The organism is Pseudomonas sp. Pso3 (assembly GCF_055393275.1).
In genome coordinates, this window is record NZ_AP043687.1 from 2528116 (window position 1) to 2541636 (window position 13521).

Below are 13521 nucleotides of genomic sequence, written 5' to 3' on the forward strand. Positions count from 1 at the left end.
TGGAAAACTAGCCGGCGCCCGGGGCGCGGATGGCGATGCCGGCGGCCTCCAGGCGCTGGCGGATGGCCTGGGCCAGGCCCAGCGCCCCGGGGGTGTCGCTGTGCAGGCAGATGGATTCGAAGGCCACCTCGACCTCGCCTCCCTCCACCGTGGCGACCCGTCCCTGCTGGCAGGCTTTGAGCACCCGGTCGGCCACCGCCTGGGGATCCAGCGCGCCCATGCGCCGGACCAGGACGATGGAGCCGCTGGCGTCGTAGTCCCGGTCGGCATAGAACTCGCGCACCAGGGGCTGGCCCAGCTCGCGACCGACTCGCCAGGTGGCCGAATCGGGCAGACAATAGAGCAGCAGCCCGGGTTCGAGCCGTTGCAGCGTCTCCACCAGCAGCCGGGCCGCCGCCTCGTCCCGGGCCAGGTGCATGAACAGCGCACCATGGGGCTTGAGGTGCTGCAGCCGCAGGCCATGCAGCCGGGCGAATTCACGCAGGGCGCCGAGCTGATAGACGATATCGGCCACCAGTTCGTCGGCAGGCATCTGCAGGGGCCGACGGCCGAACCCCACCAGGTCGCGATAGCCCGGATGGGCGCCGATGGCCACGTTGCGGGCCTTGGCCTGCTGGACAGTGCGCTGCATGAGGCCGGGATCGCCGGCATGGAAGCCGGTGGCGATATTGGCCGAGCTGACCAGGTCGAGCAGTTGGTCGTCCACGCCGTCACCCAGCGTCCAGGCGCCAAAGCCCTCGCCCATGTCGGAATTGAAATCCACCTCGATCATTGCGGTATTCCCTGGCAGCGGTGCGTTGTCCTCGACCTTAGGACTGCCCTGCCCCCTTGGGAAGATTTATTATCCAAAGCCCAGTGTTCGGAAAAATCGATACCTCAGGACAGTCGCCATGGCCCTCACCCTGCGCCAACTCCGTTATTTCACCGCGACGGCAGAACTGGGGCAGATCTCCCAGGCGGCCATCCACCTGAACATTTCCCAGTCGGCGGTAACCAGCGCCATCCAGGAACTGGAGGGCCTGCTGAGCACCAGTCTGTTCGTCCGTTCGGCGCAAGGGATGGCGCTGACCGATGCCGGTCGGCATTTCCTCAACCATGCCTATGGTATTCTGCGCGGCGTCGACGACGCCCTCAGCAGCGCCCTGCCCGATCACCGCGCCAGCGGCGAGTTGCGCATTGCCGCCAGCTATACGGTGATCGGCTACTTCCTCCCCCACCACCTGCAACGCCTGGCACAGCTCTATCCCGAGGTGACGGTGGCGGTACACGAGCAGGAGCGCCAGGCCATCGAAGAGGCGCTGCTGGACAGGCGCATCGACATGGCGGTGGTGCTGACCGCCAACCTGACCCACGAGGACATCGTCTCCGAGACGCTCTTCAATTCCGAACGCCGACTCTGGCTGCCCAGTGGCCATCCCTTGCGCGATCGACCCAACGTCAGCCTGGCGGATGTCGCCCGCGAGCCCTATGTCCTGCTGACCGTCGACGAGGCCGAACAGAGCGCCATGCGCTATTGGCGCCACGCCGGTCATGAGCCCCAGGTGCGGTTGCGTACCAGCTCGGTGGAGGCCGTGCGCAGCATGGTGGCCAACGGCAGCGGTGTCGCCATTCTTTCCGATCTGGTCTATCGACCCTGGTCGCTGGAGGGCAAACGGCTGGAGACCCGCACCCTGGTAGAGCCCATTACGCCCATGAGCGTGGGGCTGGCCTGGCATAGGGAGCATCCGCTGACGCCGGCCATGCAGGCCTTTCGCAGCTACTTCCACAGCGCCTTCCTGGCGCCCCAGCAACTGGGCGCACGACGGTGATTGCAGGGATAAATCCTCACGAACGTAAGGAATCGATCTGCATAACAGCCTGGATAGCTAAAATCCTCACGATCTTGAGGATTGCACCGGCTATCCCTTTGGCGTTAGCCTGATCCTCACGCTCGTGAGGATAAATCATGCAGGTGCTACTCAAGAATGCCGCCGACCTCGGTGCCCTCGTCCGCCAGGCGCGCAAGGCCCAGGCCCTGCGCCAGGACGACGCCGCCGGTAGCCTCGGCGTCAGTGAAAACTTTCTCGGCAAGGTCGAGCGCGGCGGCGAAACCGTCCAGTGGGGCAAGCTGTTCCAGGTACTGGAAGGCCTGGGCGTGCGCCTGATCGTGGATCTGCCCCCCGAGGTGGAAGCCCAGCCGGATACCCGGACACCATGAGGCGTGAACTCCTGGCCTGGATCGACGACCAGCTGGTGGGTCGGCTGGCTGACGAGAACGGTATCTGGTCGTTCCAGTACGAATCCGGTTGGCAGGCCTTCGGACTCTGTCCGCAATTGCCCTTGCAGCCAGAGCCGCTGATCGATGGCAGTTCGCAGCGACCGGTGCAGTGGTACTTCGACAACCTGCTACCCGAGGAAGGCCAGCGGCAACTGCTCGCCCAGGATGCGCGCCTGGAGGCCGCCGATGCCTTCGCCCTGCTCAGCTGGTACGGCGCCGAGTCCGCCGGCTCCCTTACCCTGCTCGCCGAAGGCCAGCGCCTGCCACCGGGGGATCGCCGCCCCCTGAGCGACGCCGACCTCTCCCGACGGATCAAGGCCATGCCGCAGCTGCCACTGACCCACGAGGCGCACAAGCGCATGTCGCTGGCCGGCGCCCAGCACAAGCTGGCGGTGATCCTTGATGAGCAGGGGCTGCAGGAACCCGTGGGCGCCCTGCCCTCGACCCATATCCTCAAGCCGGACCATCCCCACGAGGCCTTCGCCCATTCGGTGATCAACGAATGGTTCACCATGCGCCTGGCGGGTATGGCCGGGCTGATCGTTCCTGCCGTCGAGCGCCGCTACGTACCCGAGCCGGTCTATCTGATCGAGCGCTTCGACCGCGTCCGCACCCCGGGCGGCTGGCAGCGACGCCATGGCATCGACGCCTGCCAGGTGCTGGGGCTGGATCGTCATTTCAAGTACCAGGCAGGCAGCGTGGAGCGGTTGGCCGAGCTGGCACGGCTGTGCGAGGCGCCCGCCGTGACCCGGACGCGGCTGTTCAACTGGCTGGCGTTCAACGTGCTGGTGGGCAATACCGATGCCCATCTGAAGAATCTGGGCTTTCTGGTCTCACCGCGGGGACTCGCCCTGGCGCCCTGCTATGACCTGCTCTGTACGGCGGTATACGAGAGTCGCGCCTTCGACCAGCAGCGCTGGCCGGACGTGACCACCCTCGCCTGGCCGATCCTCGGTGAAAACCGGCTGGCGGCCGTCGACCGCGAGCGATTGCTGGATGCCGCCGAGGTGCTGGGTATCAAGCGCTCGCCGGCCGCCGCCCAGTTGCAACGCCTGCGCCAGCGCCTGCCCTCCCAGGCCCAGCAGTTGCTGGAACAGACCGAGCGGGAGAATCAGGTTCTGGCCGCCACCCGACCGGAGTTGCGGGCAGTGTTCGCCGGCGAGTTGCGCTGCCTGCGGGCGATCAGGGCGCTGATCGCCGAACAGGTCGAGCGGCTGGCCTGACGGCCACCCTTAAAGCGGCAACACCGCCAGCAGGCGCTCGCGTCTGAGCTGCTGTAGGCGGGCGACCAGCTCGCGCGTGGGGGTGCCGCTGGTGAGCCGTTGCAGGCGTTGCCCGGCGACCGATCCCAGCCATTCCAGCTCGTTAACGCCTTCCGGCTCGACCGCCAGCAGCAGGCAGTCACCGCCCAGCCGGGACAACAACCCCACGATCCGGCTGCGTGGACCCTTCGCCAGCCACTCCTCGTGCAACCCGACGGCGTCCTCCAGTTGCAGCACCGGGAGGTCGCTGCAACCGGGCAAGCCGCTGCGCAATTCAGCCGTCACGGCGGGGTCGAGATCGCCATGCAGGATGACCAGCGCCACGGCCGGTCGGAGGTCGTCTACCGCTGTCCAGGGTTGGCTCGTCATGCTGGACCTCCTCGTGACCGGTCGAAGCCTGGGCTCAGGCGAAGGCGTTGTGATAGGCGTTGAGCGCCGGTGCGCCCCCGAGGTGAACATAGAGCACCCGGCTGCCCTTGGCGATCTCGCCACTGCGCGCCATGGCGATCAGCCCGGCCATGGATTTGCCCTCGTAGACCGGGTCGGTGAGCATCCCCTCCATCTGCGCGGTGTAGCGGATGGCCTCGACGGTGGGGCCATCCGGCAAGCCGTAGTCGGGGCCGCAGAAACGCGGCTCGATGATGACGTCTTCGTCGCGGATCTCCTTGTCCAGGCCAATCATCTCGGCGGTGTTACGCGCGATTTTGGTCACCGCGGCGCGGGTCATTGCGGCGTCCGCCGCCGTGTCGATACCGATCAGGCGACGCTCGCGCTCCTGGGCGCGAAAGCCCACCACCATGCCGCCCTGGGTCGAACCGGTGCAGGTGGCCGTGACCACGGTATCGAAGAAGAGGCCCTGGTCGCGTTCCTGCGCCGCCAGCTCGTCGGCGAAATGGGCATAGCCGAGGCCCCCCAGGGGATGGTCCGAGGCGCCGGCGGGAATGGCGTAGGGCTTGCCGCCCTCACGCCGCACCTCGTCCAGGGCGCGCTCCCAGGTGGCTTTCACCGCGGTGGAATAGCCCTCGCCTTCCAACAGCGTCTGGGCGCCCATCAGCCGCGACAGCAGGATGTTGCCGACCTTGTCGTAGACCGGGTCTTCCCACTTGGTCCATTCCTCCTGGACCAGCCGGCACTTCATGCCCAGCACCGCGGCGACGGCGGCGACCTGGCGCGTGTGGTTGGACTGGATGTTGCCGATGGACACCAGGGTATCGCAGCCCTGCGCCAGGGCATCGGCGGCCAGCCATTCCAGCTTGCGCACCTTGTTGCCGCCATAGGCGAGACCGGAGGAGACGTCGTCACGCTTGGCCCAGAGTTCGATACCGAGGTCCTTCGACATGCGCTCCAGCTTGTGCAGGGGCGACGGGAAATAACCGAGCTTGAGGCGGGGAAAACGCTTTTCGAGATCCAGGGACATAGCAGCGACTCCAGTGGTGAGAGAACGCTTTCAATGCTAGGGAAAACGTTGAAAAAGGTGCTTTCGAATGAGCGGTACGAAATCTGCTTTCCTTTTGGCTACCCCGATTTCCTCCCATAGACGTTCTTCCAGAAACCACTTTTCAAGGAGAATCTTTCGATGAGCGAAGCTGCGGAACTCACCTCGGTCGAACGCAAGATCCTGCGCGCCCTGCAACAGGACGGACGGCTCAGCAATGCCGAGCTGGCGCGCCAGGTTTCCCTGAGCCCGAGCGCCTGCTGGAACCACACGCGCAAGCTGTTCGAGAGCGGGGTCATCACCGGTGTCAGGGCCCATGTGGACCCCAAGGCGGTGCAACGGGAGACCGCGGTGCTGGTGGGCGTGGTGCTGGACAGGTCGACCCCCGAATCCTTCCAGGCCTTCGAGGCGGCCGCACGCGCCCTGCCCCCGGTGCTGGAGTGCTACCTGGTGGCCGGCGACGTGGACTACTTCATCAAGCTCAGGGTCAAGGACATCGCGGCTTTCAATCGCCTGCACAGCGAGCGGCTGATCGCCCTGCCCGGCGTGCGCCAGGTGCGCACCTTCTTCGTGCTGAACGAGATCAAGACCGATGGGTTGTTGCCCATCTGATTCGGCGGGTGGCGCCTAGGGAGGGACGGGTACCGCGCGGCGTCCGTTCAGTACACCGTTGCCTGCGTGCTGTTGTTATCAGTGCCGGGCCCTGACAACCCGTTGGCCGTGGTCTCAGCCAAGAGTGCGTACGGGCCGGAACTCAGGTGATCACTCAAGAACTCCAGGCAGACCCTGATCTTCATCGACCCGGAAGCCCGAATCGTGGTGACGGCGGATACGTCAGCCGGCTGGTAATGTTCAGGTAGGACACGGACAAGCGTGCCATTTCTGATGCTCGGCGCCACGTCCCAGGTCGATGCCATGATGATGCCGAATCCTTCATGGGCCCACTCCCGAACGACATCACTGTGATTGGATGCCATTGGCCCTGTCACCTTTACCGACTCAAGGCCATTTGGCCCCTCCAGCCGCCATACACCGAAACTCTGATCCCTGCCACGGAACAATAAACAGTCGTGGCGTTGAAGGTCGCTTAGCGCGGTTGGGCAGCCTCGTTCCTTCAGATAGCTCGGAGCGGCACAGAGAATCCGTTGGCTGTCTGCAATCTTGTGAACAATCAGGTTCTGCTCGTTGACTTCACCCACTCGGATGTCGATGTCGAATTGCTCTGCAACCAAGTCAGTTCGACGGTCAACCAGCTCAAGCCAAACCTCCAACTTGGGGTAGCGTTTCCTGAGCAAGGCCAGAACAGGTGCGATGTGAAAGCGCCCCATCCGTTGGCTCGTGCTGATACGCAGCGTGCCTCTGGGTTCGACGCGGTCACCCAGCGACGTTTCAAGCATTCCATTGACGTTGTCCATGATCGTCTGTGCCCAGACAAGCATCGTCTCGCCATCCTTGGTGATCGAAACCCGCCTGGTTGTCCGGTTGAAAAGCTTGCAGCTCAGCGTCTCCTCCAGCGCCAGAACACGCTTGCTGACGTGAGCGGGAGAGATCCCAAGCTCTGTGCCTGCGGCGCTAAAACTGCCGCGTTTGGCGATCACGGAGAACAGGAGCAGATCCCTCAGGAAGGGATCATTGTTCACTAGTGGAGAATTCTGATTTTCCATGACGGACAATTATGGCATTTGGAGTTGATAGTAGCCTTGATCCTAGCAGATCGAATCGCGCCCCCAATTGCGTCGCGATTTACAACAATAACGCTCGCGAAGATCAAAGCATGTCCAAAATCAGAATTGCGGTAGCCGGTGCCGGCCTCATCGGGCGCCGCCATATCGAACTCATCAAGGCGAGTCCTTCTTGTGAACTGGCAGCGGTTGTCGATCCGCTTGAAATCGATGCCCAATACCTGGATTCACTAGGCGTCACGCACTATGCAGATCTTTCTGCCTGCCTCGCCGAAGACAAGCCTGACGGCGTGATTCTTGCCACACCTAACGCTCTACACGTCGAACAGACCCTGCAATGCATTGAAGCGGGTGTTGCCGCGCTGATCGAGAAGCCGGTGGCGCATAGCGTTGCGGAAGGTAAGCGGTTACTCGCGGTCGCCGACGCAACGGGTGCCAAGCTGCTCGTAGGTCATCATCGGGCGCATAGCCCCATCCTTGCCAAGGCGCGAGAGGTCATACGCGACGACATCCTGGGAGACATCGTTGCTGTCCAAGGCAGCGCTTTATTCTACAAACCAGATGACTACTTCGACGCTGCCATCTGGCGGCGCCAGGAAGGCGGCGGCCCCATTCTGATCAACATGATCCATGAAATAGGCAACTTGCGTTCGCTGTGCGGCGAGATTGTTGCCGTTCAGGCGATGCAGTCCAGCGCAGCGCGCGGGTTTCCCGTCGAAGATACCGTGTGTATCGGCCTGCGCTTTGAGAGTGGAGCCCTCGGTTCCTTCCTGCTTTCCGACAGTTCTGGATGCGCCCGCAGCTGGGAACAAACATCGCAGGAAAACGCGAGCTATCCATCCTACGAAGATGAGGACTGCTACGTCATCAGTGGGAAAAACGGCTCGTTGTCAGTGCCCACTATGCGTCTCAAATACTACCCAAAGGTCGAAGACCGATCCTGGTGGAAGCCCTTCCAAACAGGCATTGCTGGTGTCGAGCGCCACGACCCGCTTGAGATCCAGCTTGAGCACTTCTGCAACGTCATACGAGGCACGGAATCGCCACTGGTTTCTGTGCGCGACGGCCTGCGAAATCTCATCATCACCGAGGCTATCTCAGCAGCCGCGAAGAGCGGCTCGATCATGGAAATCGGCCCTATCTGAGTCTTTGGCATAGCGTCTAGTCATGCGCTGCCTTACGGGTACCACGGCTGTTTTCGCCGCCCTGCCAGATCTATAAAAACAATAACTGGAGCATTCAGTTGACCACGGCAACCGAGACAGAACAGCACCCTACCAAGCAGGCCAGGAAGGCCACCGCGAGTGGTTGGATTGGCTCCGCTTTGGAATGCTACGACCTTTTCATTTATGCCCAAGCAGCAGCATTGATCTTTCCCCAGCTCTTTTTCCCTTCGCCTGATCCGAGCAGCCCTAAACATTGCCAAGAACTGAAGCGGCTCGTCATCAGACCTTTACGGCCAGGGCGAGGATGGTGGCGACCAGCGCCTGGGTGCGCGGAACCAGGGTGTCGAGCACCAGGAATTCGGCATCGGTATGCACCTTGCCACCGACCGGGCCCAGGCCACAGAGGGTGGGCACACCCAGGCTTGCGGTAAAGCCGGAATCGGCGCAACCACCGGTGAACTCCCCCTCCACGCTGAAGCCAAGTGCCTGCGCCTCGCGCTGGTAGAGCGCCAGCAAGTCACGGCTCAGGTGCTCTTCCATGGGCAGGAACAGGCCGGTGATGGTGACGCTGGCCCGGGTTCCCGGCAGCTCTTCTTCGGCGACGATGGCCTCGATGCGCGCCTGCAGTTCGGGCCAGTCGGCCAGGGCGACGAAGCGCACGTCCAGGCGCGCGGTGGCACCGGGCGCGACGGTATTGCTGGAGGTGCCGCCCTCGATGAGGCCGACGTTGGTGGTGATGCCGCGCCCGTAGTCGGTCAGGGCATGCAACTTGATCACCTTGAGCGCCAGGGCCTGGATAGCGCTGGCGCCTTCGGCGTGGTTGACCCCGGAATGAGCCGCCCGCCCGCTGACCTTAATGGTGAGGCTGGCGCCCCCCTTGCGCGCCTTGACCACGTTGCCGCTGACCCGTCCGGGCTCGCAGTTCAGTACCGCCCGGGCCGCGCGCGCCGCGGCTTCCAGATGAGGACGCGCCGTGCCGGAGCCGATCTCCTCGTCACCGGTGTAGAGCACCCGTACCGGGAATGGCAGCTCGCCGGCACGCTTGAGCGCGCGCAAGGCGAAGCAACTCGCCACCAGGCCACCCTTCATGTCCGCGACACCGGGGCCGTAGGCCTGGCGGGCATCCTGGGTGAAGCCGCGGCTGGCCACGGTGCCCGGCGGAAAGACGGTGTCGCGATGGCCCAGCAGCAGCACCGCGGCGCCCGTGGCAGGCCCCACCTGGGCGACGAGGACGTCACCGAAGTCGGTCACCGGCGTCCGGACGACCTCGATGCCATCCTCGGCCAGGGCGGCGGTGAGCACGGCGCCGACGGCATCCACGCCAGCCTTGTCGTAGCTGTTGGAATCGGTATCGACCAGGCGTTGCAGCAGGCGGGTCATCGGCTCGCGCTGGGTGGCGAGCCACTCCAGGGCGGCGGTCTTGGCAAGGGACATCAGCTGCGGCTCCAGCGATCGCCCAGGTCCCAGAACAGCCCGGCCATGAGTTGCAGCCCCTGCCGCACGACCGGGGCCAGGAGATGCTCATTGGGCGCGTGCTGGGAGCAGGCGGGATAGGAATGGGGTACCCAGAGGGTGGGCAGTTCGAGGATGTCGGCAAAGATGTCATTGGGCAAGCCACCGCCGAAATTGGGCAGCAAGGCAGGCTTTTCACCCAGGGTGTGGGTCAGGGACGTCAGGGCCCAGTCCACCCAGGGATTCTCCGGGTCCAGCCGCGAGGCGTGGAGGATCTCGTCCTTGGCACGGGTGACGCGCACCGCGGCGAAACCCCGCTCGGCCAGGTGCGCCTCGATCAGCGGAATGAAGGTCGTACAGTCGCAGCCGGCGACGAAGCGGATCTGGCAGTGGGCACGGGCAGTACCAGGAATGGCATTGACCGGTGCCTCGGGATTGCCGGTGGTGAAGGCCAGCAGTTCGAAGGTGTTCCAGCCGTAGACACGTTCGGCCGGGGTCAGCCCGGGCTCGCCCCAGTGGGGATCGATGGCCGGATCGCCCGGCGCGCCGCCCACCTCGATGTCGGCCAGGGCACGGCGCACCGGTGCGGGCAGCTCGGTGGGCTTGAGCCCCGCGACCTGGATCTGGCCCTGGGCATCCACCAGGCTGGCCAGGGCATGGGCGAGGATGATGCCGGGGTTGGCCAGCAGCCCGCCCCAGTTGCCGGAGTGATGGCCGCCTTCGCGCAGGTCCAGATGCAGGTCGAAGTTGAAGGTGCCCCGGGCACCCAGGAATAGCGTGGGCCTGGATGCCGAGACCCGCGGACCGTCGGAGGCGATGAACAGGTCGGCGGCAAGGGCCTGGCGCTGCTCCTGGCAGAAGGTGCGCAGGCCGACCGAGCCAATCTCCTCGCCCATTTCCAGCAGCAACTTGACGTTGTAGCCCAGGCGTCCGCCGCGCGCGGCGATCACCTGCTCCAGCGCCGCCAGGTTGAGCAGGTGCTGGCCCTTGTTGTCGGCGGTACCGCGGCCGTACCAGCGCTCGCCCTGCTCCACCAGCGTCCAGGGCGCGAGGCCCTCGCGCCAGCGGCTGGCATCGCCGCGCACCACGTCGCCGTGGCCATAGCTGAGCAGGGTCGGCAGCGTCGGGTCCTCGATCCGCTCGGCGATCAGCAAGGGCCCCTTGCCAGCGACCGGGTTGTCCAGCCGGCGACTGGTGAAGCCGAGACTGGCCACGTAGGGGGCGATGAAGTCATCCAGGTAGCGGCCCAGCTCCGCCTGGCGCTCGGGTTCCTGGCTTTCGGTGGGATGGGCCACGGCGGTGGCGAGCCGGGCACGGAAGGCGCCGCTGTCGAAGTGCGCGGCGGCAAGCTCAAGGGCATGGGTACGGCTGGTCATGACGGACTCCGGGGTCAGGCGGGTTCGGGCAGGTGGCAGCGCTTGCTGCCGCCGGGGATGGTTTCGCGTTCCGGATAGCGCTCGGCACAGGGGCCGAAGCAGCGCGGGCAGCGGGGATGGAAGGCGCAGCCGCTGGGCGGCGAGATGGGATTGGGAAAGCTGCCGCCCAGGCCCAGCGCCGGGAGCCCCAGCGCTGGATCGGGGGTGAGCACCGCGTCCAGCAGCGCCCGGGTATAGGGATGCGCCGGCTGGGCGAACAGCGCCGCCCGCTCCCGCTCCTCGACGATCTTGCCGAGGTACATCACCGCCACCCGGTCGGCCAGGTGTTCCACCACCGCCAGGTTGTGGCTGATGAGCAGATAGGTCAGGCCGAATTCTCGCTTGAGTTCCAGCAGCAGATTGAGGATCTGCGCCTGCACCGAGACGTCCAGCGCCGAGGTGGGTTCGTCGCAGATCAGCACGTCCGGGCGCATCACCAGGGCGCGGGCGATGGCCACCCGCTGGCGCTGGCCGCCACTGAGCTGACCGGGGTGGCTGTCGGCCGCGCGGCGCGGCAAGCCCACCACGTCGAGCATCTCCGCGACCCGGCGTTGCTGCTCGGCGGGCGTGCCCAGGCCATGCACCTGGAGCGGCAGCGCCACGATCTGGCGCACCGTCTTGCGCGGATTGAGCGACGAATAAGGATCCTGGAAGATCGGCTGGATGTGCCGGGCCATGCGCTTGCGGTCCACCCCACGCAGGTGCTCGCCACCCACCAGAATGTCGCCGCTGGTGGGCGCCAGCAGCCCCAGCAGCAGCTTGGCCAGGGTGCTCTTGCCGCACCCCGATTCCCCCACCAGCCCCAGGGTCTCGCCGCGATAGAGCCGCAGCGAGATGCCATCCACCGCCTTGAGGGTGGCAGGCGGGCGGAACAGGCCGCGACTCAGGGTGAATTCGCGGCGGATGTCGCACAGCTCCAGGGCGATCTCGCGGCTCATCGCACACCTCCGACCCGGCGCAGGGGTTCGCTGGGCAGGGCGAAATGACAACGCGCCAGGTGCGCGCCCTCCTCCAGCAAGGGCACGCTGTCGGCGCAGGCCGCCACCGCCTGCGGGCATCTGTTGCGAAAGGCGCAGCCGTGCTGCTCGCCGACCAGACTGGGTACCAGGCCGGGAATGGCGCCCAGCGGCTGCCCGGGACGGGTCCGACCCGGTACCGGGATGCTCGCCAGCAGGCCACGGGTATAGGGGTGTCGCGGCGCGGCGAAGAGTTCGGCGGCCGGTGCCTGCTCGACGATCTGGCCGGCATACATCACGGCTACCCGGTCGGCGATGCGCGCTACCAGGCCCAGGTCGTGGGTGATGAAGACAATGGCCGTACCGAATTCCCGCTGCAGGTCGCGCAGCAGGTGCAGGATCTGCGCCTGGATGGTGACGTCCAGCGCCGTGGTGGGTTCGTCGGCGATGATGAGGTCCGGCTCGCAGAGCAGCGCCATGGCGATGACCACCCGCTGGCGCAAGCCGCCGCTGAGCTGGTGCGGATACTGCCGCAGGCGCTCGCCGGCGTTGCTGATGCCGACCTTCTCCAGCATCGCCTCGGCGCGGGCCCAGGCGGCCTTGCGGTCCAGCCTGCGGTGACGCCGCAGCACCTCGGCAAGCTGGTCGCCAATGCTGTAGGCCGGATTGAGGGCGGTCATGGGCTCCTGGAAGATCATCGCCAGGCGATTGCCGCGCAGGTCGCGCATGCCCCTTTCACCCAGGGTCAGCAGGTCGTGCTCGCCCAGCGTCAGGCGCGCCGCCTGGCGCCGGGCCTGGCGCGGCAGGAGGTCCATCAGCGCCAGGGAGGTGAGCGACTTGCCGCAGCCGGATTCGCCCACCAGGCAGAGCATCTCGCCCCGCTCCACCTGCAGGTCCAGGCCGCGCACGGCGTGCAGGGTGTCGTCCCCCAGAGGAATGTCGATGCGCAGGTCTTTAACGTCGAGCAGTGCCATGGTCAGTCCTCCGCTTAGTTGCGCCCGCTGGGCGCGGCCAGATCCCGGATGCCGTCGCCAACCAGGTTGATGGCCAGCACCAGCAGCATCAGGGCGACGCCGGGGATGGCGATCACCCAGGGCGAAAAGAACATGTAGGGCTTGCCTTCGGCGATCATCAGGCCCCAGGACGGCAACGGCGGCTGCACGCCCACGCCGAGAAAGGACAGGGTCGCCTCCAGCAGGATGGCGTGGGCCATCTCCAGGGTGATCACCACGATCAGCGCGCCCAGCAGGTTGGGCAGGATCTCGCCGACGATTACCCGCCAGGGCGAACAGCCCAGGGCCTGGGCAGCGGCGACGTATTCGGCGTCGCGGATCTGCTGCACCGCGGCGCGCACCACCACGGCGAAGCGATCCCACAGCAGGCAGCCGAGCAGGATCACCACCACCTTCAGCGAGCCGCCCACCAGGGAGGCGGCGGCCAGGGCCACCATCACCACCGGCAGGGCCAGGCGAGTGGTCACCAGGTAGCTCACCAGGGCATCGACCTTGCCGCCGTAATAGCCGGCCAATACCCCGAGCAGGGTGCCGATGGCGCCGGAAATGAGCGCCGCGGCCAGGCCGATGAACAGCGAGATGCGGGCGCCATAGAGCAGGCGGGACAGGTAGTCGCGGCCGAGCTTGTCGGTGCCCAGCGGATGGGCCCAGGTGCCCTTGGCCATCCATACCGGTGGTTTCATCCGCTGCATCACGTCCTGGGCATAGGGATCGTGGGGCGCCAGCCAGGGCGCGGCCAGGGCGGCGAACACGATGATGACCAGCAGCACGGCGCCGAGGGCGAAGCCGCGGTGGCCGAACCAGCGGCGCAGCTGGCGACCCAGGGTCGGACGCGGGGGCAGATAGTCGTCGAGCACGAAGGGATTGGCGACGGTCATGGGGC

The 13521-nt window shown here is 65.8% G+C and carries 14 protein-coding genes and 1 pseudogene; 6 read left to right on the forward strand and 9 right to left on the reverse strand.

Annotated elements, in window-relative coordinates; genetic code table 11:
* Window positions 1-7: 7 nt before the first annotated feature.
* Window positions 8-772, reverse strand: a complete 765-nt coding sequence (locus ACZ5R1_RS11885) for a 5-oxoprolinase subunit PxpA (RefSeq protein ID WP_144944995.1) — start codon at window positions 770-772, stop codon at window positions 8-10.
* Between the two features lie 118 nt (window positions 773-890).
* Between ACZ5R1_RS11885 and ACZ5R1_RS11890 the strand changes: the two genes are divergently transcribed.
* From ACZ5R1_RS11890 to ACZ5R1_RS11900, 3 genes are all read left to right on the forward strand, one after another.
* Complete coding sequence (locus tag ACZ5R1_RS11890; RefSeq protein ID WP_464712295.1) at window positions 891-1808, forward strand: LysR family transcriptional regulator; 918 nt, start codon at window positions 891-893, stop codon at window positions 1806-1808.
* A 137-nt stretch (window positions 1809-1945) separates the two neighbouring features.
* The gene (locus ACZ5R1_RS11895) at window positions 1946-2197 is read left to right on the forward strand and encodes a helix-turn-helix domain-containing protein (protein ID WP_007161735.1); all 252 of its coding nucleotides are present in this window, start codon (window positions 1946-1948) and stop codon (window positions 2195-2197) included.
* Window positions 2194-3480 carry a HipA domain-containing protein gene (locus ACZ5R1_RS11900; RefSeq protein WP_288504636.1) on the forward strand — a complete coding sequence of 429 codons (1287 nt, stop codon included), beginning with the start codon at window positions 2194-2196 and terminating at the stop codon, window positions 3478-3480. The genes ACZ5R1_RS11895 and ACZ5R1_RS11900 overlap by 4 nt, the downstream gene beginning before the upstream one ends.
* A gap of 9 nt (window positions 3481-3489) precedes the next feature.
* On the opposite strand, the gene ACZ5R1_RS11905 is transcribed toward ACZ5R1_RS11900, so the two are convergent.
* Together ACZ5R1_RS11905 and ACZ5R1_RS11910 are read right to left on the reverse strand one after the other, a co-directional pair.
* On the reverse strand, window positions 3490-3888 hold the full coding sequence (locus ACZ5R1_RS11905) for a hypothetical protein (RefSeq protein WP_144953931.1): 399 nt from the start codon (window positions 3886-3888) through the stop codon (window positions 3490-3492).
* A gap of 34 nt (window positions 3889-3922) precedes the next feature.
* On the reverse strand, window positions 3923-4936 hold the full coding sequence (locus ACZ5R1_RS11910) for a 1-aminocyclopropane-1-carboxylate deaminase (protein ID WP_144945001.1): 1014 nt from the start codon (window positions 4934-4936) through the stop codon (window positions 3923-3925).
* 159 nt (window positions 4937-5095) lie between these two features.
* On the opposite strand from ACZ5R1_RS11910, the gene ACZ5R1_RS11915 reads away from it, so the two are divergent.
* The gene (locus ACZ5R1_RS11915; RefSeq protein ID WP_007161739.1) at window positions 5096-5566 is read left to right on the forward strand and encodes an Lrp/AsnC family transcriptional regulator; all 471 of its coding nucleotides are present in this window, start codon (window positions 5096-5098) and stop codon (window positions 5564-5566) included.
* Window positions 5567-5613: 47 nt separating this feature from the next.
* Here the strand turns inward: ACZ5R1_RS11915 and ACZ5R1_RS11920 are convergent, their stop codons facing one another.
* Window positions 5614-6594, reverse strand: coding sequence for a LysR family transcriptional regulator (locus ACZ5R1_RS11920; protein ID WP_464712296.1), 981 nt, complete (start codon window positions 6592-6594; stop codon window positions 5614-5616).
* A 134-nt stretch (window positions 6595-6728) separates the two neighbouring features.
* On the opposite strand from ACZ5R1_RS11920, the gene ACZ5R1_RS11925 reads away from it, so the two are divergent.
* A complete protein-coding gene (locus ACZ5R1_RS11925; RefSeq protein WP_278388152.1) occupies window positions 6729-7781 on the forward strand; it encodes a Gfo/Idh/MocA family protein in 1053 nt (350 codons plus the stop codon).
* A gap of 98 nt (window positions 7782-7879) precedes the next feature.
* Window positions 7880-8041, forward strand: a pseudogene (locus tag ACZ5R1_RS11930) (MFS transporter); the annotation flags it as partial.
* 40 nt (window positions 8042-8081) lie between these two features.
* On the opposite strand, the gene ACZ5R1_RS11935 reads toward ACZ5R1_RS11930, so the two are convergent.
* From ACZ5R1_RS11935 to ACZ5R1_RS11955, 5 genes are read right to left on the reverse strand one after another with little or no spacing between them, the layout of a single operon-like run.
* Window positions 8082-9236, reverse strand: coding sequence for a M20 family metallopeptidase (locus ACZ5R1_RS11935; RefSeq protein WP_464712297.1), 1155 nt, complete (start codon window positions 9234-9236; stop codon window positions 8082-8084).
* Entirely contained in the window at window positions 9236-10630 is a 1395-nt protein-coding gene (locus ACZ5R1_RS11940; protein WP_042134126.1) for a M20 family metallopeptidase, read from the reverse strand. The genes ACZ5R1_RS11935 and ACZ5R1_RS11940 overlap by 1 nt, the downstream gene beginning before the upstream one ends.
* A gap of 14 nt (window positions 10631-10644) precedes the next feature.
* Window positions 10645-11607, reverse strand: a complete 963-nt coding sequence (locus ACZ5R1_RS11945; protein ID WP_464712298.1) for an ABC transporter ATP-binding protein — start codon at window positions 11605-11607, stop codon at window positions 10645-10647.
* Window positions 11604-12599 (reverse strand): ABC transporter ATP-binding protein, encoded by a 996-nt coding sequence (locus ACZ5R1_RS11950; protein WP_027602318.1) that lies wholly within the window; start codon window positions 12597-12599, stop codon window positions 11604-11606. The genes ACZ5R1_RS11945 and ACZ5R1_RS11950 overlap by 4 nt, the downstream gene beginning before the upstream one ends.
* A gap of 14 nt (window positions 12600-12613) precedes the next feature.
* On the reverse strand, window positions 12614-13516 hold the full coding sequence (locus ACZ5R1_RS11955) for an ABC transporter permease (protein WP_007161746.1): 903 nt from the start codon (window positions 13514-13516) through the stop codon (window positions 12614-12616).
* Window positions 13517-13521: the final 5 nt, after the last annotated feature.

What these genes read in the sequence shown, in the direction of transcription:
- ACZ5R1_RS11885 (WP_144944995.1), bottom strand. Translation starts at nt 772, where the DNA reads ATGATCGAGGTGGATTTCAATTCCGACATGGGCGAGGGCTTTGGCGCC.
- ACZ5R1_RS11890 (WP_464712295.1), top strand. Translation starts at nt 891, where the DNA reads ATGGCCCTCACCCTGCGCCAACTCCGTTATTTCACCGCGACGGCAGAA.
- ACZ5R1_RS11895 (WP_007161735.1), top strand. Translation starts at nt 1,946, where the DNA reads ATGCAGGTGCTACTCAAGAATGCCGCCGACCTCGGTGCCCTCGTCCGC.
- ACZ5R1_RS11900 (WP_288504636.1), top strand. Translation starts at nt 2,194, where the DNA reads ATGAGGCGTGAACTCCTGGCCTGGATCGACGACCAGCTGGTGGGTCGG.
- ACZ5R1_RS11905 (WP_144953931.1), bottom strand. Translation starts at nt 3,888, where the DNA reads ATGACGAGCCAACCCTGGACAGCGGTAGACGACCTCCGACCGGCCGTG.
- ACZ5R1_RS11910 (WP_144945001.1), bottom strand. Translation starts at nt 4,936, where the DNA reads ATGTCCCTGGATCTCGAAAAGCGTTTTCCCCGCCTCAAGCTCGGTTAT.
- ACZ5R1_RS11915 (WP_007161739.1), top strand. Translation starts at nt 5,096, where the DNA reads ATGAGCGAAGCTGCGGAACTCACCTCGGTCGAACGCAAGATCCTGCGC.
- ACZ5R1_RS11925 (WP_278388152.1), top strand. Translation starts at nt 6,729, where the DNA reads ATGTCCAAAATCAGAATTGCGGTAGCCGGTGCCGGCCTCATCGGGCGC.
- ACZ5R1_RS11935 (WP_464712297.1), bottom strand. Translation starts at nt 9,236, where the DNA reads ATGTCCCTTGCCAAGACCGCCGCCCTGGAGTGGCTCGCCACCCAGCGC.
- ACZ5R1_RS11940 (WP_042134126.1), bottom strand. Translation starts at nt 10,630, where the DNA reads ATGACCAGCCGTACCCATGCCCTTGAGCTTGCCGCCGCGCACTTCGAC.
- ACZ5R1_RS11945 (WP_464712298.1), bottom strand. Translation starts at nt 11,607, where the DNA reads ATGAGCCGCGAGATCGCCCTGGAGCTGTGCGACATCCGCCGCGAATTC.
- ACZ5R1_RS11950 (WP_027602318.1), bottom strand. Translation starts at nt 12,599, where the DNA reads ATGGCACTGCTCGACGTTAAAGACCTGCGCATCGACATTCCTCTGGGG.
- ACZ5R1_RS11955 (WP_007161746.1), bottom strand. Translation starts at nt 13,516, where the DNA reads ATGACCGTCGCCAATCCCTTCGTGCTCGACGACTATCTGCCCCCGCGT.